The following is a 26,148-nucleotide window of genomic DNA, read 5'->3' as shown; positions in this document are numbered from 1 at the left end:
CGATGACGGATGCAACCGACACGACAACGCCGACAGTGAGCTACCGAGCGCTGCGGAATCACATCCTCTGGTTGCTGATCCCGCCGACGACCTGGGCGATCCATTTTCTAGCCAGCTATCTCACGATCGCGATCGTTTGCGCCAAATCGGAGACCGGCGATGCGATGCCGATCCGAATCGCGATCGCGGTTTATACGCTTGTTGCGTTGGGGGTGATCGCGTTGGTTGGCTGGCACAGTCACAGGCAGCATCGCCACGGCGACGCATCGCCACCGCACGACGGCAACACGTCGGACGACCAGTTGCGATTCATCGGTTATGCGACGCTTCTGTTGGCTGCACTCAGCAGCGTCGCCACGCTCTTCACCGCGTTGGTTGTCCTCTTTATCGGGAGCTGTGACTGATGCGACCGATGCTTTGGAATTTGGGATGGTTGGTTTTGGCAATCGCCTGGCTTGGGCCACTGCCGGAAATGGCCAGCCATTCCTTTGCGGCTCACATGACGCTGCACATGGCGGTCGTTGCCGTCGCGGCGCCGATGTTGTCGATCGCCGCGGCGGGTCGTCGTTGGGATCCGGTGCTTCGATTTCCGAAGCTGTTCGCCCCCGTCCCGGCATCGGTTGGCGAGCTGTTGATCGTCTGGGCCTGGCATGCCCCTGGGCTGCATCACTGGGCCCGCCACGATGCGGTCGGGTTTGTTGTCGAACAGTCGATGTTCCTGGCCGCTGGCGTTTGGGTTTGGCTGTCCGCTTTCGGTGGTTCGCAGCCGCGAGACCGCGGCCGCAGCGCCGCCGGGGTGATCGGGCTGTTGTTGACTTCGATGCACATGACGCTGCTGGGCGCGTTGTTAGTCATGTCGCCACGGTTGCTCTATTCCCATCATCCCGGAGGCTCAGGGCTGACGCCGATCATGGACCAACATCTCGGCGGCGCGGTGATGCTGGTCGTCGGCGGGCTGGCGTTTTTGACCGGCGGATTGTGGCTGACGCGCGATCTCGTCGATTCGATCCGGATGCCGATCGGGGCGGCGAAGAGATCATCCTTTGGAAAGGCGAACACACGATGAAACGACGACTGAAAGAGCTTTGCATCCTGCTGGCCGGGCTCGGCGGAATCGGCTTGTTTGTCCTCGTCTCGGGGATCGCACCGATCAACGCCAGCGGCGGGCATTGGCCGATCACGCGTTGGTTCTTGGACTACGCAAGCGATCGGTCGGTCGACTTCCACAGCTCCGGTATCGAGCCGCCACCGCTGGATCAGCCTGGCATGATTCGTTTGGGCGCGGCAACCTACGATTCCAACTGCCGCTGGTGTCACGGACGTCCAGGCAGCCCGGCTCCCGTTGTCGCCGGGCACATGACTCCCTCGCCTCCTTACCTGCCCGGCACGCCGCTCGATAAAGAACCTCGCGAATTGTTCTACATCGTCAAGCATGGGATTAAGTTTGCCGGGATGCCCGCCTGGCCAACTCAGGCTCGCGACGATGATGTTTGGCCGGTCGTAGCGTTCCTACAACAGTTGTCACAGCTGGACGCGGAAGACTACTATCGCCAAGTGCGAGTCGAAACGGAATCCGATTCAGCGATCGAGCGACTTGCGGCGCAGGCATGCGCCGCATGCCACGGAACCGCAACGTCACCCGCTGCCGGACCGCGAGTTCCTTTGCTCGCATCGCAGTCGAAAGCGTATCTCGAACAGTCGCTGCAGGCCTTCAAAACGGGAGCGCGACACAGCGGGATCATGCAACCGATCGCCGCCCGGCTGACCGATCCGCAGATCGCAAAACTCGCAGCCCACTACGCCGGGCAAACGCAAGTCGAACAGGAGTCTACGCCGGCGGCAGCTTCGGATTCAGAACCGACGGCTTCCGACGAACAGATAGAACTCGGCAAGTCGCTGGCCCATCGAGGGGACCGACAAAAGAAGATCGCCGCCTGCGTCGCCTGCCACGGTCCGGGAACGATCGAGCGCAGCCCGGACTATCCGAAACTGGCCGGGCAACCCGCTTGGTACTTAAAGGAGCAGTTGGACTTGTTGCAACGGCGGGCTCGCGGCGGAACGGCGCGCGTCGATCGCATGCATTCGATCGCCGATAAACTGTCGACGCAGGAGATCGAAGCGTTGGCCAACTACTACGCCCAATTGCCGCTCGAAAACTAGCGGGATAAGTTTGCTGAGCGAACGCAGCCGAATTAGCGGCACGCCAATTGCGATTCGTGTTTCGTCGACGGAACCGATGTTCCGCCGCTCCCGCAAACGCCTCCATGGGGTCGGATCGAACAACCTGGTTCATCTGCGACCATGCGATTGCTCGGGAGCCGAACGAGCACCGCAATTCTCTGGTCGATACCCAAATCCATGCCTCGCCATTTTTCATTCTGGCTACTGATCGGATTGATCGGCCTCTTCGGCTTGCTGTTCTTCCACGTCATCAAACCGTTTGTGCTGGCGATTTTTATCGCGGTCGTGCTGACAGTCCTTTTTTCGCCGCTGCACCAATCGCTGACACAGATCATGTCGGGGCACGATCGCATCGCCGCCGGGGTCACAACCGGGCTGGTGATGATCGTCGTCTTGTTGCCGATCAGCGTGACGCTATTGATGGCGGGAAACCAAGTGACACAGATCGGCCGCGACGCTGTCGGTTGGTTCGACGGGCGTTCGGGCGATGCGTTGGACGAGACGATCGAGAAGCTGGAAAAGTCGACGGTCGGTTCGGCGATGAATCGAGTCTACCGGAAGCTCGATCCGCCGCAGCGGCAGCAGATTCAGGAATCGGTTTCGCGGATCTCCGATGGATTTACCGCCGAACTGTACGACAAAACCCGCGGATTGATTTCCAACATCGTCACCTTCGGCATCGGCCTGTGCATCATGGCGTTGTCGTTCTACTACTTCCTCGCCGACCGCGAACTCTTTACTCGTGAAGTCCATCGGATGATGCCTTTGGAGAACGAGGAGGAGCAGCGGTTGTTCGATAAATTCCAAAGAGTCTGCCGCGGCGTCGTCTTGGGAACCGTTGTCGCCGGCGTCGTCCAAGCCGCTTTGACCGGGTTGGCGTTGGCGGTCCTCGGCGTCCCCAATGTTTGGCTGTTGATGGTCGTCACGATGTTCTGTTCGTTCATCCCTTTTATCGGTGCGGCCGCAGTCTGGGGATCGGTTGCCACGTGGTTGATGATCGAAGGGGATTTCGTATCCGCGATCGGGTTGGCGATCTACGGAGCCGCTCTGGTGTCAACGTCCGACAATCTCGTCCGCGCCTACGTGATCGGAAACCAAGCCAAGTTGCATCCGCTGGTCGCCCTGGTGACAGTGCTTGGTGCGTTGAAGCTGATGGGGCTGTGGGGCATCTTCGTCGGTCCGATGATCGCTGCCTTCTTCTACGCGCTGTTGAACATCGCCCGCGATCGAGTCGTCCGGCAACAACAACAGCAGCAAGATGGCGACGACCTCGCCACGACCCGAATCTCCGCATAGCAGGCGTTTGAGCATTCGTTGATGCGATCGCATTGGCATGCCAATTGCGTCGGAGGTTGCAGAGAGCAAGAGTCATCCCTCATCCATCCTTCGAGCGACTGGAGTCCCATAATGTCCGAAGATCGTCCCGCAGTTATCGTCACCGGAAGTTCGGGTTTGCTGGGACGACCGGTCTGCACGCAACTGGCCGACCTCGGCTATGAAGTCTATGGATTCGATCGGGTCGGCCTGCCCGAACCGCCCAAGCGGCACCCTTGGATTCACGATATCGAATGCGATATCAGCAGTTATGAAAACGTTCGCGGTGCTGTCGATGACGTCCGCCGCCGCTGCGACGGGCGGCTGGCCTCGGTGGTGCACATGGCCGCCTTCTACGATTTTTCGGGCGAACCGAGTCCGCTGTACGAAGAGATCACCGTCAACGGGACCGATCGGCTGCTCAATGCACTCAGCGACTTCGAATTGGAACAGTTTGTTTTTACAAGCACGATGTTGGTGCATCAGCCCTGCTCGCCGGGCGAACGGATCGCCGAAGATGATCCGCTGCAGGCGAAGTGGCCGTATCCGGAGAGCAAGATTGCGACGGAGCGTTTGATTCGCGAGGGGCATCCCGGCGTCAGATCGGTGGTGCTTCGAATCGCCGGCGTCTATACAGATTACGGACGCCAACCGACGATCGTCCAACAGATCAAACGGATCTATGAACGCGACTTTCAAAGTCACTTCTTCCCAGGGGATACCGCGGCGGGGCAAGCTGCGGTTCACTGCGACGACGCGATCGCCGCGATCGTTGCCACCGTCCAGCGGCGATCCCGTATCGAACCAAAAACGGCGATCTTGATCGGCGAGCCCGAACCGCCGTCTTACGAAACCCTCCAAGACGCGATCGGTCAGCGGCTGCACGGCAAAGACTGGCCGACGCTCTACGTGCCACCGTCGCTCGCCAAGGTGGGAGCCTCCGTGACCGACACGCTCTCCGGCGGCGATGCGTTTATCAAACCATTCATGGTCGACATGGCCGACGACCACTACGCCCTGGACATCGCGCGAGCCAAAGAACTGCTCGATTGGGAACCCCGGCATCGCTTGATCGACTGCGTGCCCAAGATGATCGATGCCCTGAAGGATGATCCCGACCAATGGTATCAACAGAACGGACTGAAGTAGTTTGCTTCGGCAATGATCTCGCGAACCTGAAGCCCGGACGAACCGCACATTAAGCCAGACGTGCCTTTTTAGAAGAGTCATCGATGTTTTTGAAAGCCACCATCCCCTGCCACGATCTCGATCGGCCCGTGCCGCCGTACAAGCACAATCCGTCGGCCTGGTCCCAACGGATCCCGATCTGTTTGCTGGCTTTTGTCGCCGCGGGGATCTCGGTCCATCTGTCGCTGTTTCAGTGGGGGCTCATCGAATCGGTCTGGGATCCGTTTTTTGGCGACGGATCGAACAACGTCTTGAAGTCGGACACAGCCTTGCAAATGTACCGGATGTTGGGAATTCACGATGCCGCCTTGGGAGTGCTCGCCTACCTGGGCGATGCGGTTCTGGGGCTAGCCGGTTCGCCACGCCGTTGGCAGTATCGCCCCTGGTTGGTGGTCCTCTTTGGAATCGATGTGATTCCACTGGGAATCGTCAGTGTCATTCTGGTGGCGGTTCAAGGACTGGTTGTTGGATCGTGGTGCTTTCTCTGTTTGATGACCGCTCTGATCTCTTTGATCCTGGTCTACTGGGCGTGGGACGAAGTGCGAGTTGCGTTGACTTATCTGTGGATCGTTTGGAAACAGAATTGCGACCGCCGGCTACTGTGGGATGCCTTTTGGGGCAATCGCAGCGAACCGTTGGATCGCGCTGCCGAAAGCCTTTTAGCCCGAGAGGTGAAGTGATGTGGGGACGAGTCGTCGAAATCATGACCGCGGCCTGGATGGTATTCAGCCCATACATATTCGCGGGCGATCACAGCGAAACGCTGTTGATTCTGAATTCTTTAAACGCCTTGATGATCGCGTCGCTAGCAGCCCTCTCCTACTGGCCGCCCACACGCTACGCGCACGTGGGAATCCTGATCGTCGCCACCGGGATGTTGATCTGGGGCCGATTCGCCGAACTTCCTCCGCCCCCCTTTCAACAGAACTACATCGTTGTCGGATTGTTTCTGATGATGATCGCGATCATTCCCAACGAAGCATCCGATCCACCGCGGGTGTGGCAAAAAGAGGTCGACCACGCCTAGAAGCGGACATTAAGCCGCTTTTATGAATGTAGTGCCGATACAACAAGAGGTGTGCTGGACGCTTCGAAGGCCGGAGGCCGACACAAGAACTGCCGGAGACGCAAGCCTCCGGTCCCGAGAAGGCCCCAAAGCCGAAAGGCCGGAGGCCGGCACATGCCCGCGATGAATGTGTGTCGGCCTGTGGTGCGGAGACCGCGAAAGGACCACTTTAACTAAGCATCCGCTTCTTAATATCACGGCGATTCCAACCCACCACGACGGTGAGGCAGAATCTTCAAACGCCCTTCGGTTCCATTTCCGATACCGCGATCAAGGAGAAGGGTGGAGAGAGCGATGATAGAATCGTGTTCAGCGTTGGGGAGCGGACCTTGCGACGACGCGAGCGGCGTCTGTTGAGCTCGCCGCGAAATGGAAGCGAACTTCTCGATCGCTCCACTAAGGTGCCGACGTTTCACCCGACGCCTTGGCAATCAAGAAGGCTTCGATCGACTCGTAGGGATTCTCCGCTTTGATGTCGGGGGCGGTGACGATGCATTGCAGCCCAAGTGGCTCCATCGCTTTCTGCATCGCCAATCCCAATCGCACGTGATGCACCCAAACCGACGATTCGGTCTCGAGAGTCACCGGAACGTTGGGGCGGCTGTAGAACATGTAAACCGCAGCGGTGTCATCTTCGGATAGGTGCGAAATCGGCGAGGCCTCTTTCATCAACGCGCGGATCTCGGGCTTGTCGAATTCCGATTCGTCTTCGATTCCCACGAAGGCGGGTAGGGCAGGACCCGGCTGAAGATCGGGGAGACCAAACCACTCGCGAAACAGGTGGATATCGTACGCGGGTTGGCCGTTCATCGCTCCGGCCGCCACAATGCGCGTCGATTGCCGCGCGACGGGATCGTCGCTGCTGGGGTCGGCTAGGTCGTCGTGGAAGGCGAGCCATAAACTGATTCCCGCGCCAGCCGAACCGCCGAAACAAACAACGCGCTGCGGATCGATGTTCCATTGGTCGGCCCGATGCCGCAGCGTTTGTAGGCCGCGAGCGGCGTCGTGCATCATGATCGGATAGGGGCCCGAATCGGACAGCCGGTAATTCATCGCGGCAACGGCAACACCGGCATCGAGAAACTTGTCGATCGTGTCGGGGCGAATCAGCGATTTGTCGCCGCCGCGAAAACCACCGCCATGGATGAAAATCACCAGCGGCGTCGGCTGTTTGGCATCGGGGATCGGCCAAAGATCAAACCGCTGCAACGGATGATCGCCATACGCGACATCGGGAACCGGCGCGACGACTTTGGGGGCGCGATTGCGACGCGTCTGCGGCGTCCGGTTCTTCGCGTTGGCAGCTTGGTAGTCGCGAGCCTCCTGCCAGCCCAATTCGCCATCTTTGTTCGCGTCAGCTTTGGGAAAACGCTTCAACAGTTGCTTCAGTCGCTCTTTTCCCTCCGGTCCCGAGCGCTGCTTCTGCAGGTGGGCCGCCAGTTCGCGGGCCGACAGGATGCCATCCTTATTGGTATCGCTTTCGGGGAATCGTTTCAGCAAAGCCGCCCGTCGATCGGCAGCCTCTCCCGCTGGCCTTTCTGACTCCTGACAGAATCCAGCCGACGCGATCAATGAAGAACAAAGCAGTAGGGCGAAGTTGTATTTCATATTCCTATCAACACTCAAAGAAAGCGAATGTTCCGGTGGAAAACCGATTGTAGCACCTCCATTGTCGTGCGATCGAAACGACGCCCAGTCCGGTAGTCACTGCAGCGGCGCACCATTTCTGCAGCGCGATCGCCGTTACGCATGCAAGAGCCAGATAGTTGACAAAGTCAACCGTCATGTAATAATGTTGACAGTGTCAACTATCCGTGGAGTCCAAGATGACTGAACCCTCGCTCAGCGATACCCTGCACCGCTTGATGCACGCCTACAAACGGCAGCTCCGCGCGGGCATCGAAACGCAGCAAATTTCGCTTCCGATCACCCAACTCCGCGTCCTGAAATGTATCGGCCGGATTCCCGAGTGTACGGCGAGTTCGATTGCCCAGCGAATGAACCAGGACAAAGGGCAACTCGCTCGCCTCCTCAACGAACTGACCGACGCCGCACTCATCGACAAGATGGCGAATCCGCAAGATCGCCGCAGCCACTTCCTGGTTCTAACATCCGCTGGGAAACAGATCCTTGCGAAACTCGAAGTGGTGGAGAAACAGGCGGCGGCGCAAATGACCCACGGTCTAAGTAGCAAAGAAATCAAAACCTTCATCCGCATTGCCGCCGCGATGATGGAGAATTCCGATGACGGCGGCACTTCCAAGAGAGGAACTCAACGCGATGGCTAAACCTACTCCAATCGAACTCGAAGTGATCCGAACAACTTCGCTCACCGAACATATGTTGCGGGTCACGCTCGGCGGCGACGCGCTTGCATCCTTTCCGGAGGATCAGGAGAGCGCCTATATCAAACTGATCTTTCCTCAGGGTGAGGGCCAACGCCCCATTCTGAGAACCTACACGATCCGGCACCAACGCCCGACGGAAATCGATGTCGACTTCGCCCTCCACGACGCAAAGGGGCCCGCCTTAACATGGGCGGCCAACGCGCAACCAGGCGACCGTATTCTGGTTGGTGGACCGGGTCCGAAGAAGTTGATCCAGCATCAGGCCGACTGGTTTCTGTTAGCAGGCGACATGTCGGCTCTTCCCGCAATCAGCGTCAACCTGAGCAAGCTGCCCGCCGACGCGGTCGGATATGCTGTGATCGAGGTGCTCAGCGAATCCGACATCCAATCGCTAGACCATCCCGAAAAGATGGACTGCGATGGGAGATCAACCCGCATCCCGATCCCAACGGAGAGTTCCTGCCGTCGAAAGTCGAAACGTTGCCATGGCTGGAAGGTACCCCCGCGGTTTGGGCCGCTTGCGAATTCAATAGCATGCGGAACCTGAGGCGGCTATTGAAACAGCGAGCCGACCTACCGAACTCCCATCTCTATCTGTCGAGTTACTGGAAGATCGGCCAAACCGAAGACGAACACAAAGTCGCCAAACGCAACGACAGCGAACAGGGTGCAGCTGCGGTTTCCTAGATCCCGTTGAAGGCTTAGCGGGTACGAATCGCCCCGCTTCCCACAACCACAGCTCGACGGGCCGTCGCGCATCAGCGGCGGCCCGTCGGTGAATTCGCCTGACGGCGCGACGTCAACTCAGGCGAAATCGCCGCCGGCTTGCAGCAGGGGCATCGGCCGGGTTCGGCGAATCGTGATCGCGGGCCAGGTGGCGGTCAGGAGGCCCAACACCTGGACGATCAACACACCGATGACGATCGGAAGCCAGGGGATGACCATCGGTGGATGCAGCCCGCCGAAGAAGCTGACGTATTGCGCCAATGCGGCGCCGCACCATCCGCTGAGGATGCCGAACCCGATGCTCAAGACGCCCGCGACCAAGGCGATCATCAACCCTTCGACAAGGATCGCGCGGGCCAGTTCGCTGCTGGTGAAGCCGATCGAACGCAGGACGCCAAACTCCCATCGCCGCGCTCGGACCGAAGCCAGGATCACGTTCAAGACGCCGATGCAAGCGATCAACAACGTGACCAGTGGCAGCACGCTGATCATCCACAACCAGCGTCGAGCACCGTTGAGCAGTCGGGCACGGATGCTGTCGATAGATACAACGCGCGCACTGATTTCTTCGTCTCCGGTTCGGTCGATGGCAAGCGCGTCGACCATTCCCGAGATCGCCCGTTCGATCGCTTCTACATCCGCTTCGCCACGAGCGTAAGAAAACCAGACGTGCGAAGCGACCGGCAAGTCAAAGTCGTCGGCGACTGAATCGTAGTCGGCAAAAATGAGCGCCGCGGCGCGATGGGTTCGCGGTCTCAAGCCGGTCAGTTTGGTTTGCCAATGCCAGCCGGGTAACCGCACGGCACCGGCGATCGTATAGACCGCGGTCGCGCCGGCATTGCGAGGCGGATCGACCGCCAAAGTCTCGCCGACCTTCAAACCGGTTTCTTTAAGGAAGTGGTCGGGGACGATACATGCGTGCCCCTGCTTCATCCTCGCCACGGCCTGCTCTGGATTGCCAGCGACCCAATCGAGTTGCAAAAGCGGGTTTTCGCCGGCAAACGCTCCTTCGGGATCCAAGCCAACGATGATCACATTGTCCTGTCGAATCACCGACGGTCGGTCGGCGCTGCCGGTGAGGTCGTCGACCAGCCGCGGTTGCTCGACGACCAGCGGCAAGCAACGGTTGGCGTCGACATTGGACAAAGCGGCGATTTTATCGACCTGATCGACCGGCAAACCCGGCTTGATCACCGCGATCGCGTCGGGAGTCCAGTCGCCGGGGACAAAGGCTTCCAGCATTGTAAAGCCCCAGACCTGAATCCCGACAAACAAGCCTAAGCCAAACGCCATCGAGACCGATGCGCCGACGGTCCGCCAAATATTGTTGGTGATCTGGCTGGCCAGCAGCTTGGTATCGATAGCGAAGATCCGAGCCAGCAGCGGCCCGAGCAAGCGGTCGACAAAGACGACGATCGACGGCGCGAGGACCACAAACCCGATCGCGATGCTGGCGAAACTTGCTGCCATCGCCAGCCAGATCCTGCTCTCGCCCGGCGGAAAGACAAACGCCACCAATGGGCCGATCGCCAACAGGATCGATCCGATCACAAGACTCGGCCACGTCACCGACGACGCGTCGGTCGACGATTGCCGCGGCGCCATCGCGTCGACCGGTTTCACGCGCGTCGCGTTATAGGCCGGAATGATCGACGCCAACAACGCCCCGCCGATCGCTGCGATCGCCGCGAGAGTTAGACTGCTGGTCCCAAACCCAACGCCGTGATACAGCAAACTGCTGAACAGGCTTTCGACGACCTTCAACAGCCCCCACCCCAAAGCGATGCCAACGACCAGCCCGATGCTGCCCAACACAAGGCCTTCGATCACGATCAGCAGACCGACCTGTCCGCGCGTCAGCACGACAGCTCGCAAGATCGCGTACTGGCGAATCCGTTCGGTCACTCCCATGCTCAGCGAGCAAAAGATGACCAGCATCGCAACCAACATCGCGACACCGGTCGCCGCGTACGATTGCATGCGGACGTTTTGAGCGGCCGAAGCTTGGTCCAGAGCCTCTTCGATCTCGAACGCTTGCTGGAACTGCAGCGGGACCAAATGGTCGCTCAACCGCGGCCCCCAGCTGAAGCGGAACTTCGTGATGTCCGCCTCCGGATCGACGGCGACGCCCAACAAGCTGATTTGAAACGGCTCGCCGGTGACGCGTTCCACAAGGGGAACCGAGAGGAATGCTTGCCCCGAGCTGGGCGTTAACATCGGGATGCCCGTCGAGCCAGCTCCGAAGAGCGTCGGCGCGTTGACGATCCCACCGACGCGAACCGGTAGCGTCGTTTCGCCCGCTTGGTTTGGTCGCGGCAGTTCCAGCGTCAGTCGATCGTCGACGGCAATCCCATGCCGCTTTGCGACATCGGCGCGAACAACGATGCTGGGCAGTTCACCGCTCGCATCCTCTGCCGTCGAATCGATCCATTCGCCTTGCAGCATCTCGAACGGCGGCTCGGGAGCATCGGTGGCGAGAAACATCAGCGACGGCAAAGGGCTGTTCGATCCCGAACCCGAACCGCCGCCACCGCCCGGTTGATCGCCGGGGAGCGGCTGGTCTTTCAGTTCCAGCACTGAGATCCGTCCGGCCCACATCGCATCGACAGCAAGGACGGCAGGGTCATCCAACAGCGGAGCGATCGATTCGGGAGGCACGAAATCGGTCGGTTCACCACTGATCGGCGCGATCGCCAGCTCGTAGCGACCGAGCGCTAGGTTGGCGTATTCATCATAGGTTTTGTGAAGTGCTTCGTAGCTGCTGGTGACCCAGATCACCATGCTGACCGCCGCAGCGGTTGCGATCGTGGTTAGGATCGTCCGGGCTTTGCGCTCGCGCAAGAAGGCGATGGCGAGTTGTAGGATCTTGTTCATGCAACCGTCTCCGCGCCGAGTGCCTCTTGGTACTGTTGAGCGACGGTTTGCGGATCGCGGCGGCCATCGGTCTGCAGCTCGGCGAGGTTGGTTCCATCTTTGAGGACGCAGATCCGATCGGCCCACATCGCGACGTGCGGTTCGTGGGTGACCATCACGATCGAGCGGCCTTGGTTGTCGACCAAGTCGCGCAGCAATTCACAAATCTGAGTACCGGTGACCGAATCGAGGCTGCCGGTCGGTTCGTCCGCCAACAGGATCGTTGGATTGCAGATCAGCGCCCGAGCGATCGCGATCCGTTGCTGTTCGCCCCCGGAGAGCGCTCCCGGTTTATGGTGCCGTCGTGCGGTCATTCCAAAGCGTTCGAAGAGTTCATCGACGGTGGCGTCGAGCTGTTTTCCCAAGCTCTTGGGAGCTGGCAATCGAATGTTGTCCTCGGCCGAGAGGCTAGGGATCAAGTTGTATGCCTGAAAGACGATCCCGAGGTTGTCGCGGCGGAACCGGGTCAGCGGACCATCGGCCAGCTGGGACAAGTCCTGCCCGGCGACCAGCACGCGCCCCGCATCGACGTCGATCAAACCAGCCATTGCATGCAGCAGAGTGCTTTTGCCCGATCCGCTTGCTCCCATGATCGCGACGAATTCACCTGGCTCAACGGAAAGACTGACACCGTCCAACGCATGAACGACGGTCCCTCCTTGTGGATACTTCTTGACAACTTGCTGGACGTCTAACGGAATGGCTTGGGAGGAGGATTTCGTTTGAAGCACGTATTTTCTTAGGGGCTAAATGGGGAGAGGGAACAGCGTGAAGCGAAGGTTGAATCGCCATGTTGGAGTCGAGCCTTCAGGCGATCTCCGCGCAAATTGGTTTGTCGTGTTGGAGTGGAGCCTTCAGGCGATCTCCGCGCAACTTGGATTGTTGTGTTGAAGTCGAGCCTTCAGGCGACCTCCCCGACGGAAGATCCGCCACGGGCGGCGGAAATTACGTCGTGGCACACGGTCGGGCAACCGGCAGGTTAAAAGCGATTTTCCACCCCCGGACAGTCGCCAGCGTTGGGGATGGATGACAAAACGGAATGCCGCCAACGGGACGGCATTACCGTGCAGACGCCAAGTAGCAAAAGGCAGGCCACCAATGGAATTTTGTCCGCCTGGTTCGACTTTCCGCCGCGGTGGCCGCAAAAAGCGATCAGCCATCGGCGTTGGGCACGCGATGTGCAAGACGAGCTTGGCCTGGTGCTTCTGCCCCCACCTGAAATGATCCCATCTGCAAACGATTGCCCCCTATGACGAATCTCCGTTTCCTCTTCAAACTCGTCTCGTCCCAACTGCGTCGCCATCCGGGGCGAGCCGTCATCACGACGCTCGGCGTGATCGCTTCGACATGTGCCGTCGTGTGGGTCGCAAGTGGTTACGACGCGTTGGTCAGCCAGTTTGATGAGAATGCCGGAAAGTACCTTGGTCGCTACGACGTGTTGGTGATGTCCAAACCGGCTGGGCCTCCCGGCGCATCGACGCCAGCGGTTCCGGCGGCACTGATCGAAGAACTGGAACAGGACGCGGGCGTCTTGGAGGTCAACCCGACCAGCAACTATCGCGTCACGGCGACGCGTGTCGCGAAGGCTTCGGACGACGAAGTGGATACGTCGCCGTTGGGGCTGTTGATCGGCAGTCGCCCGCCGGTTAATGGAGCCCCGCCGATCGGCCCCAAACTGGTCAGCACTCCGGCGGCCGAAGCACCTTATGAAATGGTCGACGGCACTTGGCTCGACAGCGATGGCGATGCCAACGACGTTGTGGTTGCCGAACAGGTTGCCAAAGAGTTAAAAGTTGCGGTGGGAGACGAGATCCTGGTCACCAGCTTTGGCAACCAAGTCAAGCTGGACGTCATCGGGATCGTTGAACAAGTCGACTTGGCACCTTCACTGAATACACCGGGCGGACGCGGCAAGCGTGGCGGGGCTAGCCGTGGCGAAAAGGGGGAAGGAGGTCAGGAGCGTGGCGGTGATGCATCGGCAAAACTGGCAGGTGGCAAAGCGAACGGACCGGCGGGCCCTGGCGGACGAGGCGGGAAAGCAAAGCCCCAAGCGGAAGGATCGCAAATCCAGCTGCCGACCGGCTTCGGATCCGGAATTGCAACCGATGCTCTTTATGTTCGCCCGGCGATTGCCGCCAAGGTCAACGGTTATGAAACGAAACCGGAAGTGCTTCAAGTCGCACTGCGCGATACCGTCACAGTCGCCCAGTTTCGCGAAGCTTGGCAGGCGCGATTTGCCTCCAACAAGCCGGCAATGCAACTTATCGACTTCGAAGCGGTCCGCGGGGGGATGGAATCGAGTCGCAGCGTCTCGGGACAGCAATCGCAAGCTTGGGCCGCGACCGGGATGGCTTCACTGGCCGCGATCTTCATCATCTTTTCGACACTAAGTATGGGCGTGAGCGAGCGGGCCCGAGAGTTTGCGATGCTGCGTGCCGTCGCGTTAACGCGGTCTCAAATCGCTGGGATCATCGCGATCGAAAGCGTTGTCCTGGCGATGATCGGTTGGGGCGGAGGTTTGTTGGCGGGGTGGCTGATGGTGTTGGTTGGCAGCCGCCTGCTGCCCGGCCTGTTCAGCTCCGGTGCCGTGTTGGGTTGGGGCTGCGTCTTATTGACGGGAGTGACCGTGTTGGTCGGAGCACTCGGAGCCGCGATCGTGCCAGCTTGGCGTGCGTTGCGAATTCAACCGCTGGACGCGATGTCGCCGCGCACCGCGTCACCTCGATTCCATTGGTGGATCGCGTTGGGAGTCCTCGGTTTGGTGATGGTCACCGCGACTCCGATCACCGTCTTCGCGATGCCTTTGTCGGATGAGGCACGGAAATGGTGTTACTCGTTTGTCACCTACCCTCTGCTGTTGATCGGCATGATCCTGTTGGCCCCAGCGATCGTTGTCTTGTGCGAACGGATCTTTGCACCGCTGGTCACGCGTCTGTTGCGATTGGACCAACGGATGATGAAGCCCCAATTGGCCAGCAACCTGTGGCGCAGCGTTGGTGCGACGTTGGCGCTGTCGGTCGGATTGGGGCTGTTCGCGTCGACTCAGACTTGGGGCTATTCGATGCTGGTCCCGTTCACGCCGGGCGATTGGATGCCCGACGCGTTGGTTGCGTTTCATCCGGTAGGGCTGTCCGAGCAAGAGGAATCGCGGGTCGCGGAGGTCGACGGCGTGAAAGCGGACGACGTGATGCCGCTGGCGATCGAACAGGCGAAGTTCGATTGGGGCGACGTGGGACCACCGAAGCGGCTGCGCATGGGAGGGGACAACGGGATCGTCTTTGGACTCGATCCTCGAGCAGCCTTTGGAGGTGAACATCCGATCGCCGATGTCCAGTTTGTGGCAGGGGACCGCGATTCGGCGATCGAACTGCTGGCAGATGGCAAGCACTGTGTGATCCCGGAAGACTTTGCGATGGCTTCGGGGCTGGGGATCGGCGATACCGTGACTCTGATTCCACCCGCCGCCGAAAAGGAGCGTGTCCGGTACGAGATCGCCGGGATCGTGTCGCTGCCCGGATGGCAATGGATGACCAAGTTCTCGGGCGTCCGTCGACATTTTGTCCGCACCGGCACCCTCTTGTTTACCGACCGAGCCGCCGTGAAAACCGACTTTCACCTGCCGAGGACCGAATTCTTCTGGGTGAATTTTGAACCGGGGCAGGACTTAGAAACGATGGAAACGCGATTCCAAGCGATCGCGGAGGAACAGGCGGGCGAGACATTTCAAGCGACCGGCGTGGGAGAAGTGAAAGCGTACCGGCCGTTCGCTCGGATGACGGCAACGGAAACAGTCCGCACGGCGATCAGGAAACATGCCGACGGGATGATCTGGGGAATGAGCTACATGCCGTTGATCACCCTGGTGGTGATGTCGCTGGCCGTTGCCAATACGATCATCGCGTCGGTTCGATCGCGAACGTGGGAGTTTGGCGTGATGCGTTCGATCGGCGTGACACGCGATCAATTGATTCGGCTGGTCTTTGCCGAAACGCTGCTGATCGCCCTGGCCGCCTGCTTGCTCAGTCTGACCTTCGGATTGATCGCCGGTTGGTGTGGCGTGGGAATGGCACAGTTTGGCGGCTGGTTCGCCGGGCCCCCTTCCTTCCGCATCCCCTGGAGCCAACTCGGATTCGGCTTCGGCTTGACCTTGATCCTCTGCCTGCTGGCCGGCCTGTGGCCCGCAATGCGAACCGGCCGCGCCGAACCGTTGGCCCTGCTGCAAGCGGGAAGGGCGACGCAGTAGGCGGACGTCAGCGATAAACGTCGACTTACGGCAATCCATGTGAAACTAACCGCATGTCCGCGTAGAAAAGCAGAGAATCAACCAATGCCCGAGTTGAGACAGTCGTTAAGTAGATTCCTAGTTCAGCCCGGATTTGGTTGTAAAAATCGGCTCCCCGTTCGAGATCGTGTTCGGCACCCTTGGTGATCCGAATCTTCATTGCAAGCGGACGGCGAGGCGTTTCTTTGCATCGGCCCAGTCGCTAAGCGATTCCGTGCCGTCTTGCAGCCCCGCGACACGTTCGGCGACGATGTCACGGTGCCATGTCGGTGGCGCGGCGTTGTCTGGGCCTTGTGAAAGCCGTTTCCAGAGCATTTCCATCGCGATGATTTGCTGATCGCGGGAAAGCCCGTCAATAATGGTTTCAAGGTTCATGGCGTTCCTCCAGGAGGATTGTATCAGCAGGTTGAACAACCTTCCATTCCAAGCCTCGCTGGCCACGCAATTGCCGGACGACGCTCGACCAGCCACGTTCAGTCATGCCGCGTTCAGTCATGCCGCGTTCCCCAAATAGCGTCAACTTGCCCGAGTCAGTCGATAGCGGCGTTTTCTTCGAATCGCTGCGTGGCCCGGACGAAATCGTCGTTGCACGGCTTCTGATGCTCACACTTGCTTAAAGCGATACGGATGTTCGGGCAATTGGATCGTGGGGGTTGCCTCTTTTAATGCGTCATAGAGCGCTCGGCGACTGTAGTGGTAGTTCGGAGTGAGTTGGATCGTTTCCCCCGACTTCATATACATCACGGTCGTGGTGTAGTTGGTGTGATTTCGATATGTTTGGCGGATCCCTTCAATCTCACTCACCGGAACCGAAAACGAATTGGTCTTCGAAATCGGGTCGTCGATCGTGAATCGATTCGTGTCGACCGACAGTCGGAATCTGCCATTATTCAGCCAAAAGTAGATGGCTAAAAGCAATAAACAAACTTCGACCACGGGGACCGCGATGTTGATCCAATAAAACAGCTGAGCCCTTGCTTCGCCCGGTTCGATCCATTTGTGAGCGGCAGCATACATTGCGAACAGGACCACCATATTGAACAACAAAACCAATGCGGTATGTCGCTGTTTCCGCTCGTAATGATAGAGCAGGGTCGGATTGGGATCGGGGGGATGCGATTCGATCTCTTTCATTGGAGCTCAAACTTCCTATCGGTTTGCTTGCGTTCCACCGTGGCCTTTGCTCAGCACCAGCCGTCCGCACTACGTCTTGTTTACGCGTCGCTAGAGCCGCGTCGACTAACTCTCTGCAAGCTCTTTTGCCTCATCAAGCAGTTCCAAAAATTCCGCTTTCGACATGCCTCCCTGTTTCCACTGAAGCACATTCCCCGTTGAGTCGGTCACTACAGTAAGCGGCGTTGCCCCCACCTGATATCGAGCGACCGTTGCACTCGATCGAGGATCGTAAATGTCGATCGCCACAGGGACCAGCGACTCATTGACCAACGCCGACACCTGATCGTCCGCCCAGACGGTCCGTTTCATGATCCGACACGGAACGCACCACTGGCTCGTGAAAAAGAGGACCATCGGTTTGCCTTCGGCGACCGCTTGATGTTGCGCCGTATCAAAATCGTCGGCCCAAGCGACGCGGTTTGTCGGAACGTAGAAACAGTACCAAGCGTAGCCGAGTGAAATGACGAGAAACGCGAGCCAGAAGCACCGCCAAAAGTGGAAGAACCTTTTTCTGGAGGCGTTTGTCGGAGCAGCGGTTAGAGACGAAGCGTTACTCACGGAATCATCAGGGGTCATCGGGTGCGATTGTAGGAAAGTTGTGCGACGCGACACGCACCAGCCTGTGCTGGCGGCGACGTCCAGCAGATCTGGGACAGTCCTAAGGCACAAAACGGAACCGATGAGGGCGCTATTTTTTTGAAAACCTTGCCCGAGCTGCCGAACGCGAGAGCTGTGGGCGGGGCGATCGGTATCGCCAGCCGCCACGAAATGAGCCACTTCAGTCCTGCCGATATCGATCGGCACTCATCGCGACAGGGGAAGTGGCGTGGCGATTTACTGGCAACGCAAGTTGCTGCTAAATGAGTAGAGTCAGAACGAATCAGCTGGCGACGAGACCGTCCCAGACTTTGCGATTCTCGTGCATCGCAGCAACGATGTCGTTGGGAACTTTCCCATCTTCCAGCAGGGTCCAGCCCGTGAACTTCGCCTGCTTTAACATTGCGAAGAGCTGTTCCCAAGGGTAGATGTCGGATCGCAGATCGTGGATGTGGACGACGTTGATCTTTTCTTTGACCAGGTCGAAGTTGTGCTGCAGGCCTTGGCCGGAATGATCGGAGTTGTTGCAGTTCCAGCAGACAACCGCGTTGGGGTGATCGGCGACCTCGATCATCCGATGGATGTTGGGCAGCTCCGCAGAGCCGTCGCGTCCGTGCACCTCCAACCGAATCACGACGCCATGTTCGGCCCCAAATTTTGCGACCTCACGCAACGACATTCCGATCTGATTCAACGTCTTTTCGATGGGAACATTTTTCGGAATCCCATTGGGACGCACTTTGACTCCGCTGCCGCCAACGTCGGCGCACAACTTGATGAACTGTTTCGTTTCATCGATGTTCTTTTTCACGATCGCTGGATCGGGGGAGTGGTATTCGCAAGCGCTTCCCAGTCCGACCAATTCGACGTCCGAATCGGCGAAGCGTTTGGCGACTTCGCTGCGCTGCCCCGCGTCCAGCGAGATCTCGACGCCATGCTTGTGCGTGCTGCGCAATTCGATGCCGCGAAATCCGGTCTCCTCGCAATTGCGAATCAACGTCGGAACGTCCCAGTCGCGTCCCCAGTTGTAGGTCACCAGGCCAAGTTTCATTCCGTCGGCCTTCTCGCCCGCTGTGGCAAGTCGCGGCTGCGATGCAAGCAAGCCTGCGGAGGCAATCGTCGTTGTGGCTAAAAAATTTCTTCTTTTCATCATTTTGTCGCTCTTGTGGAGAGATGGGGTGACGTTGCCAACATCGTTTGATGTGGGCATCCAGAGGAACAACCGCCGCCATCGTGAAGCAGCAGTTGTCGCAGTGATCGTTTCACCGATCGGAAGGAATCCATAGGTGGGGATGCTCATCTTAGCACGAATCAACACGTTGTGGTTGAGTGTCGTGCTCGGGCAAACAGGGCTATTCAGTGTTTCAATTCGAGGTATTAGCCGGCACGCGTCCGTGCTGCGTTGTTGAAGAGAACCGGAGGCTATCGCGCGGCGAATGCTACCTCAAAACGGAACCAATGATTTGACTGGCGCGTTGACGACGGTGTCCGTAGTCCGCGGGCTGGACTACCAAGCGGTCCAGCCGCCATCGACCGTGAGGTTTTGGCCGGTGATGTAGCTGCCTGCATCGCTCGCCAACAGCAGCAAGGCCCCTTTGACTTCGTGGGGCAAGCCCATCCGATTCATCGGCGACTTGGTCTTCAGACGCTCGACCATTTCCGGCGGCGCCTTTTGCGTTGGGAAGGGACCGGGACTGAGACAATTAACACGAACACCGTCGCGAGCCCAATAAACGGCAAGGTGCCGCGTCAATTGGATGATGCCTCCCTTGAGCGTATGGTACGACGCGGGACTGGCGGGGCAGATCCCTTCGTAAGTATCGGGGTAGGAACCGACGAGACCATACATCGACCCGATATTGACGATGCTGCCGGAGGCACCACGCCCGACCAAATGGTCTCGCAGCAATCGCGACAGCAAAAAGTAGCCGGTGACATTCCGCATCACGCGATTGAACTGTTCGGCCGTGACGTCGGTCAAATCGTGGCTGTCCGCCGCATTGCCGTTGTTGATCAGGATATCGACGCCACCAGCCAATGAGACCGCGTCGGCAAACCCTCGTTCGATCGAATCGTCATCCAGCTGATCCATCACGACGCAGTGATGTTGCGTGCCGTCGGCGCATGGCAGCGACGCAGCGGCGGCGGCACCGTTGTCTCGATCGCGGCTCGCGACGATCACTGAAGCCCCCGCTTCGGCAAGCGCTCGCGCCATCGCGCTGCCAAGCCAACCGGTCGCTCCGCTGATCAACGCGACTCGGCCGGAGAGATCAAAAAGATTTTGAATCGTTGGATCGTTCATTAGATGTTTACCGGCTGTACCGTTTCCCAGCTGCCTGTTTTGCGTGATTTCGAAATCGCCAGTGTCGACATCAGCGTGCTGATACCATCGTCCAACGAGCACAACGGATCGGCCCGACCGTCGAGCAGGTCCAAGAACGCCTCGGCTTGCCGTATGTAATAGTCATCCCGCTCATGCACAAACGATTCCATCTCGGTCCAATCGCCGCCGATCTCCCGTGCTGCGAGCCAACGTTGGCCTTTCAGTTCCCAGCGAACGGCTCCTTCGGTGCACAACACCGTGATCACAAACTCATTGACATATTGATGCTGGTTGACGCTGATGCTGGACATCACGCTGCCATGCCGGGAGATCAGGTTCAGAGTGTCTTCCACCTCTACGCCATCGAGCACTTCGTGCGATGCATCGACGACAACCTTCGTGGCAGGGCCAGCAAACCATTCGACGGCGTTCAATTGATGGGGCAAGCTGTCTTGGATCAATCCGCCACCCTGCGCCGGATCGGCATAGTAGATGTCTCGATAGGCGGGCCGGTAGAACGGAAAGTTTTGACCGGAAGTGACTTGGATTTGCACGATCCGACCGAACTGCCCCGATTGAACCGCGGCCCGCATGTTCTGCAAAGCGGGTAGGGCGCGGTAGACGAACCCGACGCCAACGCGCAGATTTTTCTGGCGGACCGTTTCGAGCAACTCGGCGATGCCGTCAGGTTTCAAGCTGAGCGGTTTTTCGATCAACAGATCGAGACCGCGATCGGCCAATCCGCGGGCCATCGGGATGTGCATCGGAGCGGGCGACGCAATCACGGCTGCCGAGAACGGTTCGTTCTCCAACGCTTGCTCCCACGACGGGTAACCGTTGACCCCATAACGCTCGGACACCTCCCGACGTCGGTCGTCCATCGGTTCGCAGAAGGCCATTTTACAGCGGCCCGTCGATTGGAAACAACGCAGGTGGCGTTCTCCGATGGAGCCGGCACCGATCACAAGAATGCTTGAGTTTTCTGTCATAATCGCAGATTGTACTCGATCGTTTCACCACGCACGGGGCGGCAGCCCCTATAAATAAACCGATTTGAAAAAGAGAGCGAGACGCCCCGCTTCGGCTCGTTCAAACAACTCTTTGACGCTCGTCGAGGACCGCCCGTTGGATGGTTCGACGCGCTGTCGACCGACCTGCGGCGACAACAGAACGCGGCCGAAGGTGTCCCGGTTCTTCGTGTTGCTGTTACCCGCCGTGAATAAGGAAATCCCATGATCACCGACATCCACAGCCATACCTGGCCCTTCCCCGATGCGTTTGACGACGAGTTCATGCGGCAAGCTTCGGCGGCAAAGGCGGGAGCCGTTGTCGATCTGACGATTCGATTGGAAGACTACCGCAACACGGCACCGCAGGGAACGCGGACGGTTGTGTTCGGCGGCAAAGCTCGCTTGAGCGGTCTGTGGGTCGACGACAACTATGTCGCGGAATATGTCGCAAAAGATAGCGAACATCTTCGCGGCTTCCTTTCCATCGACCCAACGCAATCGGACTGGGAACGCGAAATGCGGCACGGTCACGAGGAACTGGGGCTTTGCGGTGTCAAGCTGTTGCCGATGTATGCCGGGTTTGGCGTCGACGACGAGCGTTTGGAACCGCTGTGGAAATATGTCCAACAGAAATCGTTGCCCGTGTTGCTGCATACCGGGACCACGTTTATCCGCCAGGCACCGCTGAAGTACACCCTGCCCCGATTGATCGATCCGGTGGCAACCCGCTATCCGGAGATCCGGTTTGTGTTGGCTCACCTGAGTCATCCCTACGAGGGAGAGTGCGTGGCGACGATTCGCAAACATCCCAACGTCTATTCCGACATCAGTGCGCTGCACTATCGCCCGTGGCAGCTCTACAACAGCCTGATGCTGGTGCAGGAGTATGGCGTTTGGGACAAGCTGCTGTTCGGTTCGGACTACCCCTTCACCACGGTGAACGATTCGATCGCGGGATTGCAGAAGTTGAACACGATGGTTGAAGGGACCAACTTGCCCCGGTTGGACGATCAAAAGATCGAACAACTGATCCATCGAGACGGCTTTGAGATCTTAGGGATCCGTTAAACACAATACCGTTCAACGAAGCGTAGTGGACGAGGTTACGAATCCTTTTGCATCAGACCAAATCGCTGGGACTCGTAACCTCGTCCACTACATCCCGCCGCTAGTTCCTTCGACGGTCCGAGGCTCCTTCGTTGAGCCGTATTGCCATTAAACAAGCCGCTCCCGAAATTTAACTTACGAGCGACAGGTGTCGCTCAGGTCAGATCGTTGAACCGCTGACCGTCTTGGGCAAGCGCAGCGGACCAGCTCTGGAATTCGCTGCTGTTGACCAGCAGTTGCGCTCCCAGGTCCTTCCGCTTTTGCATCTCTGCGGTCGGCAGCGTCGGACCGCCAAACGCTTTGCCATGTTTGCGGCAGGCAGCTGCAACAATCTCCCACGCCTGGTCGAGCGTCATCTCTCCGCTCTGACGCAATCGCAGTCCCAGGTCCCCGGGACCCACGAAGATCATGTCGACCCCTTCGATCGCAGCGATCTCTTCCACATTGCGAACCCCTTCGGGCGTTTCAATCTGCACGCACAAGAAGGTTTCGCGGTTCGCCCAGGCGACATATTCGTCGGCATCGTGGATATAGAAGTCGGCATCCAGGCCAGCGTTGTCGATTCCGCGATCTCCGATCGGCGGGAACTTGACCGCATCGACCAGCATCTTCGCTTTTTCAGCTGTCGAGACGTGAGGGATCAGCAACCCGGCGGCGCCATCTTCGAGATACCGACACAGCCCGGTTTTCTCCAGTGTCGGAGGGCGGATCATCAAGTCGATGTCGTACAGATGGGAAAAGGCGAGGAGCGCTTCGACCTCACGGGTCGTCATCGCCCGATGTTCCAAGTCGATCCAAATGCAATCGTACCCCGCCCGCGCCGCGTGGCAGACATAAGCCGGCACATAGTGGCCGATAACACATGTCTTGATCACTTCGCCTTGGCGTATTTTTGCGAGCGTTTTACTTTTTCTCATCGTCCGTGTCGCTTGTAATGTTTGTTTAGAAAAGAGGTTTAGATTCCGCGTTGCCGAAGACTAACGGCCTTTGCTTTTTGAGGGATACAGCGGTGCACAAAGGAGGCAGGCCGTCGTGCCCACAGTTAAACCTGCCAGTAGAGACGCTGGCGCGATCCACTGGAAGCTGATCGGATCCAATCCCGTGTCGGGATCGGTTCCGAAGATCACTCCTGAAAATGCAATGGTCACTGCAACGCCGACGCTTGCCACCGTGCCGATCCAAACGCCAAGTGCGTTTGAGAAAGGTACAAATAGGGCAAAGAAGAACAGTAACGCAATCGGGACTGACAGCAAGTTGACGGTTTTGTTCGTCACCGCCATGAAGTTTCCGGGAATGTATTCCATGAAGGTGCTGATCAACACGACGGTGGTTCCAATGGCGACCGCCAACGATCGGGCATACAGAAGATGCTTCTTCTCCGTCGCGGGTTTCCGGCCGAAGCGATCCAGGTAATCGGTCATCACGACGGCGGTGATCGAATTGACCCCCGAATCGATACTGGACATCGCTGCGGCAAACAGTCCCGACACGACCAAACCGGTGACGACCGGCGGCAGATGCGAGGCGATGAAGTGTGGAAACAAACCGTCCGCTTGTGCTTTGAGCGACACGTCCTTGGGCATAAATTCAGGATGGGCCTGAAAATATCCAAGCAACGCGATTCCCACGAGTCCCAGTGTGGCTCCGACCACCATGGCAACAATCAATTGGATCGCGATGGCTCGCCGCGCGGCCTTCACATCCTTGGTCGCCATGAACCGTTGCACGGATACTTGATCGCCGGCCGATGTGCAGACCGTCCAAAGAAAGACCGAAAGGGCCGATCCGAACACGGTCACTCGGGTCGCTGGATCGAGACTGAAGATCGGTTGGGAATCCCAAGCATCACCGGGCCATTCCGATGGGAACCATCCGAGTCCGCCCATCTGGTAGGTGACCACGCCAAGTACCAATAACGACCCGCCGTAAAGCAACAGCGTTTGCATCGTGTCGGTGATCACCACCGCTTGCAGTCCGCCCAACGAAGTGTAAGTGACCGCAAAGATTCCGGTGACCAAAACGATCCAAGGGACCATGTCGTCGCCGACCCCGATCATGATCGCGATCGCTTTGGCGGTTAAAAATACGAGTAACGACATCCATACAAGTCGCAGCAACACAAACATCGTTGCGCCAAGCAATCGGATACTGAGCCCCAGTTGGTTCTCGAGCAATTCGTACGCACTGGTCACCCGCTGCCGCATGTAGACGGGCAGCAGAACCAACGCCACAAACAGATAGACAAACGGGTAGGCGAGATAGTTGGTCAGATAGATCGGCCCTTTGCCGAGCACTTCGCCCGGAATCGCCAGATAGCTGATCGTGCTCAACAGCGTCGCAAACAACGAAATCCCGATCAGGATGGGATTCATCTGCCCGGAGCCGACGAAATATTCGCTGGTATCCTCCTGCTTGCGACCGTAATACCAGCCGAGCCCGATCGTGGACGTGGCATAGAGAAACAAAATAATCCAGTCGATGATGGCCATTGTCTGTGGTGGGTTGAGAGAGGCGTGAAGAGATTAGGTGGGGTGAGAGGGGGCGAGGGCCCCGATTCTAGTCGATGCGACACCGATCGTGAAATCGGGCGGATTGATCGCGACGACCCGTTGGCACTGCCGCTATGAAATTTTACGTTGGGCGTTGATACCTAAAGCGCAGAGGGCAGCGACCAGATAGCCGGCTGAAAACAGATAAAACGCTTCGTGCCAGTCGCCATTGTGATCCCACTTCTTCAGCACGATGGGGACCAGTAGCGGCGTGACTGCGGCGCCAAAGTTGCCCCACATGTTTCCCCAACCGAAGACGGCCGCCGTGTTTTTGCCGCCGACATCTTGCATGTAAGCCCAGACCGCGGGAACGCTCATGTCGGTCATAAATGCGACAATCGAAGCGGCGATGACAAACGACCAAGCCGATTCCAAGTGCAGACAAGAAAGGTAGGCGCACAGCGCGACCGTAGAACAACCGGCGATGGGGAGCGAGCGTCCCCATCGCGTCCCAAGCCGTTGCGTACAGATATCGGTCAGCGGACCGCCTAACAGCATGCCGCCGATTCCAGCGAACAAAACGATCGTCGACATCAAGCCGCCGATTGTCGCGTCGACCTGCTTCACATCCTGCAAATAGGTCGGCAGCCAAGTGACCAGGAAAACCCAACCGATGTTGACCCCAAACTGCAAGGCGCACATCATCCACATCGTTCCGCTGCTGACGAGTGTCAGAATCGGCGGAAACGCAGCGCTGGAGCCTCCTTCGTCCGGACTGTCGAAGCGGGTGATCAATTCCCGTTCTTCGGCGTTGCAAGCGGGATGGTCCAACGGCGTTTCGCGAAAGATTCGCCAGAAATAGACCGCCACAAATAGCCCGGCCAATCCGTACAGTGCCAGCACGATTTGCCAGCTCAAATAGTCTTTCAACAGCCAGGCGGTCAGCAGCGGTGCGATCGCGCCACCGAACCGGCCACCAAACGACACGATGCTACTGGCGGTCCCGCGACGTGGAAGTTCGATCCAACGTTTCACCAAACTGCCAGCGGTCGGATAACATCCCGCTTGGGAAAGACCAAACAGCAGCCGCACCACCAACAGCATCGCAAAGCCCGTGGCAAACCCCGTCAAGATCGTGCTGATCGACCAGACCGCGATATAGATCGGCATCATTCGCCGGGCGCCAAAGCGGTCCGACAGCCAACCGGCGGGGACCTGAGCGAGCGCGTAGGAGAAGAAGAAGGCGGACATCACCATCCCAACCTGTTCGTCGGACAGATCGAGCGACTGGCGAAACTCCTTCAGTTTTGCAATCTCCGCGATACAGATCCGGTCCAGATACAACATCACCGCAGCAAGCGTCGTCGCTCCGATCACGTGATAGCGAATGCGTGTGGGGGACTCGCGCTCGGATTCCATCGTCATAGA

General features: G+C 58.5%; 23 protein-coding genes and 1 pseudogene. 12 read left to right on the top strand and 12 right to left on the bottom strand.

Annotated features, from left to right (window positions below; translation table 11 throughout):
• Positions 1-2: 2 nt before the first annotated feature.
• The 7 genes from EC9_RS15905 to EC9_RS15875 all read left to right on the top strand — a co-directional run bounded on the left by EC9_RS15905 (position 3) and on the right by EC9_RS15875 (position 5,710).
• Positions 3-404: a transmembrane prediction gene (locus EC9_RS15905; protein WP_246105714.1), complete on the top strand. Its 402-nt coding sequence runs from the start codon at positions 3-5 to the stop codon at positions 402-404.
• On the top strand, positions 404-1,066 hold the full coding sequence (locus EC9_RS15900) for a cytochrome c oxidase assembly protein (RefSeq protein WP_145346704.1): 663 nt from the start codon (positions 404-406) through the stop codon (positions 1,064-1,066). Before EC9_RS15905 ends, EC9_RS15900 begins: the two co-directional genes overlap by 1 nt.
• On the top strand, positions 1,063-2,160 hold the full coding sequence (locus EC9_RS15895; protein WP_145346703.1) for a c-type cytochrome: 1,098 nt from the start codon (positions 1,063-1,065) through the stop codon (positions 2,158-2,160). Before EC9_RS15900 ends, EC9_RS15895 begins: the two co-directional genes overlap by 4 nt.
• A gap of 198 nt (positions 2,161-2,358) precedes the next feature.
• Positions 2,359-3,477 (top strand): AI-2E family transporter, encoded by a 1,119-nt coding sequence (locus EC9_RS15890; protein ID WP_218934184.1) that lies wholly within the window; start codon positions 2,359-2,361, stop codon positions 3,475-3,477.
• Between the two features lie 111 nt (positions 3,478-3,588).
• Complete coding sequence (locus tag EC9_RS15885; protein ID WP_145346701.1) at positions 3,589-4,644, top strand: NAD-dependent epimerase/dehydratase family protein; 1,056 nt, start codon at positions 3,589-3,591, stop codon at positions 4,642-4,644.
• 83 nt (positions 4,645-4,727) lie between these two features.
• Entirely contained in the window at positions 4,728-5,363 is a 636-nt protein-coding gene (locus EC9_RS15880; protein ID WP_145346700.1) for a vitamin K epoxide reductase family protein, read from the top strand.
• Positions 5,363-5,710, top strand: coding sequence for a hypothetical protein (locus tag EC9_RS15875; protein ID WP_145346699.1), 348 nt, complete (start codon positions 5,363-5,365; stop codon positions 5,708-5,710). Before EC9_RS15880 ends, EC9_RS15875 begins: the two co-directional genes overlap by 1 nt.
• A 435-nt stretch (positions 5,711-6,145) precedes the next feature.
• Here the strand turns inward: EC9_RS15875 and EC9_RS15870 are convergent, their stop codons facing one another.
• On the bottom strand, positions 6,146-7,357 hold the full coding sequence (locus EC9_RS15870; protein ID WP_145346698.1) for an alpha/beta hydrolase fold domain-containing protein: 1,212 nt from the start codon (positions 7,355-7,357) through the stop codon (positions 6,146-6,148).
• A gap of 218 nt (positions 7,358-7,575) precedes the next feature.
• Here EC9_RS15870 and EC9_RS15865 point away from each other — a divergent pair, with 218 nt between their 5' ends.
• The 3 genes and pseudogenes from EC9_RS15865 (at position 7,576) to EC9_RS27345 (ending at position 8,784) form a co-directional block, all read left to right on the top strand.
• Positions 7,576-8,037 (top strand): MarR family winged helix-turn-helix transcriptional regulator, encoded by a 462-nt coding sequence (locus tag EC9_RS15865; RefSeq protein WP_145346697.1) that lies wholly within the window; start codon positions 7,576-7,578, stop codon positions 8,035-8,037.
• Positions 7,994-8,652: pseudogene (locus tag EC9_RS27020) on the top strand (siderophore-interacting protein); the annotation flags it as partial. The gene EC9_RS15865 and the pseudogene EC9_RS27020, both read left to right, overlap by 44 nt.
• The gene (locus tag EC9_RS27345) at positions 8,653-8,784 is read left to right on the top strand and encodes a hypothetical protein (protein WP_391556739.1); all 132 of its coding nucleotides are present in this window, start codon (positions 8,653-8,655) and stop codon (positions 8,782-8,784) included.
• Between the two features lie 117 nt (positions 8,785-8,901).
• Here the strand turns inward: EC9_RS27345 and EC9_RS15855 are convergent, their stop codons facing one another.
• Both EC9_RS15855 and EC9_RS15850 read right to left on the bottom strand, forming a co-directional pair.
• The gene (locus EC9_RS15855; protein ID WP_145346696.1) at positions 8,902-11,697 is read right to left on the bottom strand and encodes an FtsX-like permease family protein; all 2,796 of its coding nucleotides are present in this window, start codon (positions 11,695-11,697) and stop codon (positions 8,902-8,904) included.
• On the bottom strand, positions 11,694-12,467 hold the full coding sequence (locus EC9_RS15850) for an ABC transporter ATP-binding protein (protein WP_246105713.1): 774 nt from the start codon (positions 12,465-12,467) through the stop codon (positions 11,694-11,696). The genes EC9_RS15855 and EC9_RS15850 overlap by 4 nt, the downstream gene beginning before the upstream one ends.
• Positions 12,468-12,985: 518 nt before the next feature.
• On the opposite strand from EC9_RS15850, the gene EC9_RS15845 reads away from it, so the two are divergent.
• Complete coding sequence (locus EC9_RS15845) at positions 12,986-15,979, top strand: FtsX-like permease family protein (protein ID WP_145346695.1); 2,994 nt, start codon at positions 12,986-12,988, stop codon at positions 15,977-15,979.
• 195 nt (positions 15,980-16,174) lie between these two features.
• Here EC9_RS15845 and EC9_RS15840 read toward each other — a convergent pair whose 3' ends face one another.
• From EC9_RS15840 to EC9_RS15815, 6 genes are all read right to left on the bottom strand, one after another.
• The gene (locus EC9_RS15840; protein WP_145346694.1) at positions 16,175-16,393 is read right to left on the bottom strand and encodes an addiction module protein; all 219 of its coding nucleotides are present in this window, start codon (positions 16,391-16,393) and stop codon (positions 16,175-16,177) included.
• Between the two features lie 228 nt (positions 16,394-16,621).
• Entirely contained in the window at positions 16,622-17,152 is a 531-nt protein-coding gene (locus EC9_RS15835) for a hypothetical protein (RefSeq protein ID WP_145346693.1), read from the bottom strand.
• A 105-nt stretch (positions 17,153-17,257) separates the two neighbouring features.
• On the bottom strand, positions 17,258-17,752 hold the full coding sequence (locus tag EC9_RS15830) for a thioredoxin family protein (RefSeq protein ID WP_246105712.1): 495 nt from the start codon (positions 17,750-17,752) through the stop codon (positions 17,258-17,260).
• A gap of 322 nt (positions 17,753-18,074) precedes the next feature.
• Complete coding sequence (locus tag EC9_RS15825; protein ID WP_218934183.1) at positions 18,075-18,944, bottom strand: sugar phosphate isomerase/epimerase family protein; 870 nt, start codon at positions 18,942-18,944, stop codon at positions 18,075-18,077.
• Positions 18,945-19,298: 354 nt separating this feature from the next.
• On the bottom strand, positions 19,299-20,093 hold the full coding sequence (locus EC9_RS15820; RefSeq protein WP_145346691.1) for an SDR family NAD(P)-dependent oxidoreductase: 795 nt from the start codon (positions 20,091-20,093) through the stop codon (positions 19,299-19,301).
• On the bottom strand, positions 20,093-21,103 hold the full coding sequence (locus EC9_RS15815; RefSeq protein WP_145346690.1) for a Gfo/Idh/MocA family protein: 1,011 nt from the start codon (positions 21,101-21,103) through the stop codon (positions 20,093-20,095). The genes EC9_RS15820 and EC9_RS15815 overlap by 1 nt, the downstream gene beginning before the upstream one ends.
• Positions 21,104-21,346: 243 nt before the next feature.
• Between EC9_RS15815 and EC9_RS15810 the strand changes: the two genes are divergently transcribed.
• Positions 21,347-22,192 carry an amidohydrolase family protein gene (locus EC9_RS15810; RefSeq protein ID WP_145346689.1) on the top strand — a complete coding sequence of 282 codons (846 nt, stop codon included), beginning with the start codon at positions 21,347-21,349 and terminating at the stop codon, positions 22,190-22,192.
• Positions 22,193-22,386: 194 nt separating this feature from the next.
• Here EC9_RS15810 and EC9_RS15805 read toward each other — a convergent pair whose 3' ends face one another.
• The 3 genes from EC9_RS15805 to EC9_RS15795 all read right to left on the bottom strand — a co-directional run bounded on the left by EC9_RS15805 (position 22,387) and on the right by EC9_RS15795 (position 26,145).
• Complete coding sequence (locus EC9_RS15805) at positions 22,387-23,148, bottom strand: HpcH/HpaI aldolase family protein (RefSeq protein WP_145346688.1); 762 nt, start codon at positions 23,146-23,148, stop codon at positions 22,387-22,389.
• A 60-nt stretch (positions 23,149-23,208) separates the two neighbouring features.
• The gene (locus EC9_RS15800) at positions 23,209-24,720 is read right to left on the bottom strand and encodes a sodium:solute symporter family transporter (RefSeq protein ID WP_145346687.1); all 1,512 of its coding nucleotides are present in this window, start codon (positions 24,718-24,720) and stop codon (positions 23,209-23,211) included.
• Positions 24,721-24,852: 132 nt separating this feature from the next.
• Entirely contained in the window at positions 24,853-26,145 is a 1,293-nt protein-coding gene (locus EC9_RS15795) for an MFS transporter (RefSeq protein WP_218934182.1), read from the bottom strand.
• Positions 26,146-26,148: the final 3 nt, after the last annotated feature.

The sequence above is a fragment of the Rosistilla ulvae genome (genome assembly GCF_007741475.1).
Lineage (GTDB): Bacteria > Planctomycetota > Planctomycetia > Pirellulales > Pirellulaceae > Rosistilla > Rosistilla ulvae.
Note: the sequence above shows the minus strand (reverse complement) of the source record. Positions and strands in the feature narration are given on the sequence as shown.

Excerpts from the sequence above, each read along its gene's own strand:
- EC9_RS15855 (WP_145346696.1), bottom strand. The coding sequence starts at position 11,697 with ATGAACAAGATCCTACAACTCGCCATCGCCTTCTTGCGCGAGCGCAAA.
- EC9_RS15905 (WP_246105714.1), top strand. The coding sequence starts at position 3 with ATGACGGATGCAACCGACACGACAACGCCGACAGTGAGCTACCGAGCG.
- EC9_RS15875 (WP_145346699.1), top strand. The coding sequence starts at position 5,363 with ATGTGGGGACGAGTCGTCGAAATCATGACCGCGGCCTGGATGGTATTC.
- EC9_RS15820 (WP_145346691.1), bottom strand. The coding sequence starts at position 20,093 with ATGAACGATCCAACGATTCAAAATCTTTTTGATCTCTCCGGCCGAGTC.
- EC9_RS15865 (WP_145346697.1), top strand. The coding sequence starts at position 7,576 with ATGACTGAACCCTCGCTCAGCGATACCCTGCACCGCTTGATGCACGCC.
- EC9_RS15900 (WP_145346704.1), top strand. The coding sequence starts at position 404 with ATGCGACCGATGCTTTGGAATTTGGGATGGTTGGTTTTGGCAATCGCC.
- EC9_RS15870 (WP_145346698.1), bottom strand. The coding sequence starts at position 7,357 with ATGAAATACAACTTCGCCCTACTGCTTTGTTCTTCATTGATCGCGTCG.
- EC9_RS15815 (WP_145346690.1), bottom strand. The coding sequence starts at position 21,103 with ATGACAGAAAACTCAAGCATTCTTGTGATCGGTGCCGGCTCCATCGGA.
- EC9_RS15835 (WP_145346693.1), bottom strand. The coding sequence starts at position 17,152 with ATGAAAGAGATCGAATCGCATCCCCCCGATCCCAATCCGACCCTGCTC.
- EC9_RS15880 (WP_145346700.1), top strand. The coding sequence starts at position 4,728 with ATGTTTTTGAAAGCCACCATCCCCTGCCACGATCTCGATCGGCCCGTG.
- EC9_RS15795 (WP_218934182.1), bottom strand. The coding sequence starts at position 26,145 with ATGACGATGGAATCCGAGCGCGAGTCCCCCACACGCATTCGCTATCAC.
- EC9_RS15800 (WP_145346687.1), bottom strand. The coding sequence starts at position 24,720 with ATGGCCATCATCGACTGGATTATTTTGTTTCTCTATGCCACGTCCACG.
- EC9_RS15805 (WP_145346688.1), bottom strand. The coding sequence starts at position 23,148 with ATGAGAAAAAGTAAAACGCTCGCAAAAATACGCCAAGGCGAAGTGATC.
- EC9_RS15845 (WP_145346695.1), top strand. The coding sequence starts at position 12,986 with ATGACGAATCTCCGTTTCCTCTTCAAACTCGTCTCGTCCCAACTGCGT.
- EC9_RS15810 (WP_145346689.1), top strand. The coding sequence starts at position 21,347 with ATGATCACCGACATCCACAGCCATACCTGGCCCTTCCCCGATGCGTTT.
- EC9_RS15840 (WP_145346694.1), bottom strand. The coding sequence starts at position 16,393 with ATGAACCTTGAAACCATTATTGACGGGCTTTCCCGCGATCAGCAAATC.
- EC9_RS15825 (WP_218934183.1), bottom strand. The coding sequence starts at position 18,944 with ATGATGAAAAGAAGAAATTTTTTAGCCACAACGACGATTGCCTCCGCA.
- EC9_RS15885 (WP_145346701.1), top strand. The coding sequence starts at position 3,589 with ATGTCCGAAGATCGTCCCGCAGTTATCGTCACCGGAAGTTCGGGTTTG.
- EC9_RS15890 (WP_218934184.1), top strand. The coding sequence starts at position 2,359 with ATGCCTCGCCATTTTTCATTCTGGCTACTGATCGGATTGATCGGCCTC.
- EC9_RS15895 (WP_145346703.1), top strand. The coding sequence starts at position 1,063 with ATGAAACGACGACTGAAAGAGCTTTGCATCCTGCTGGCCGGGCTCGGC.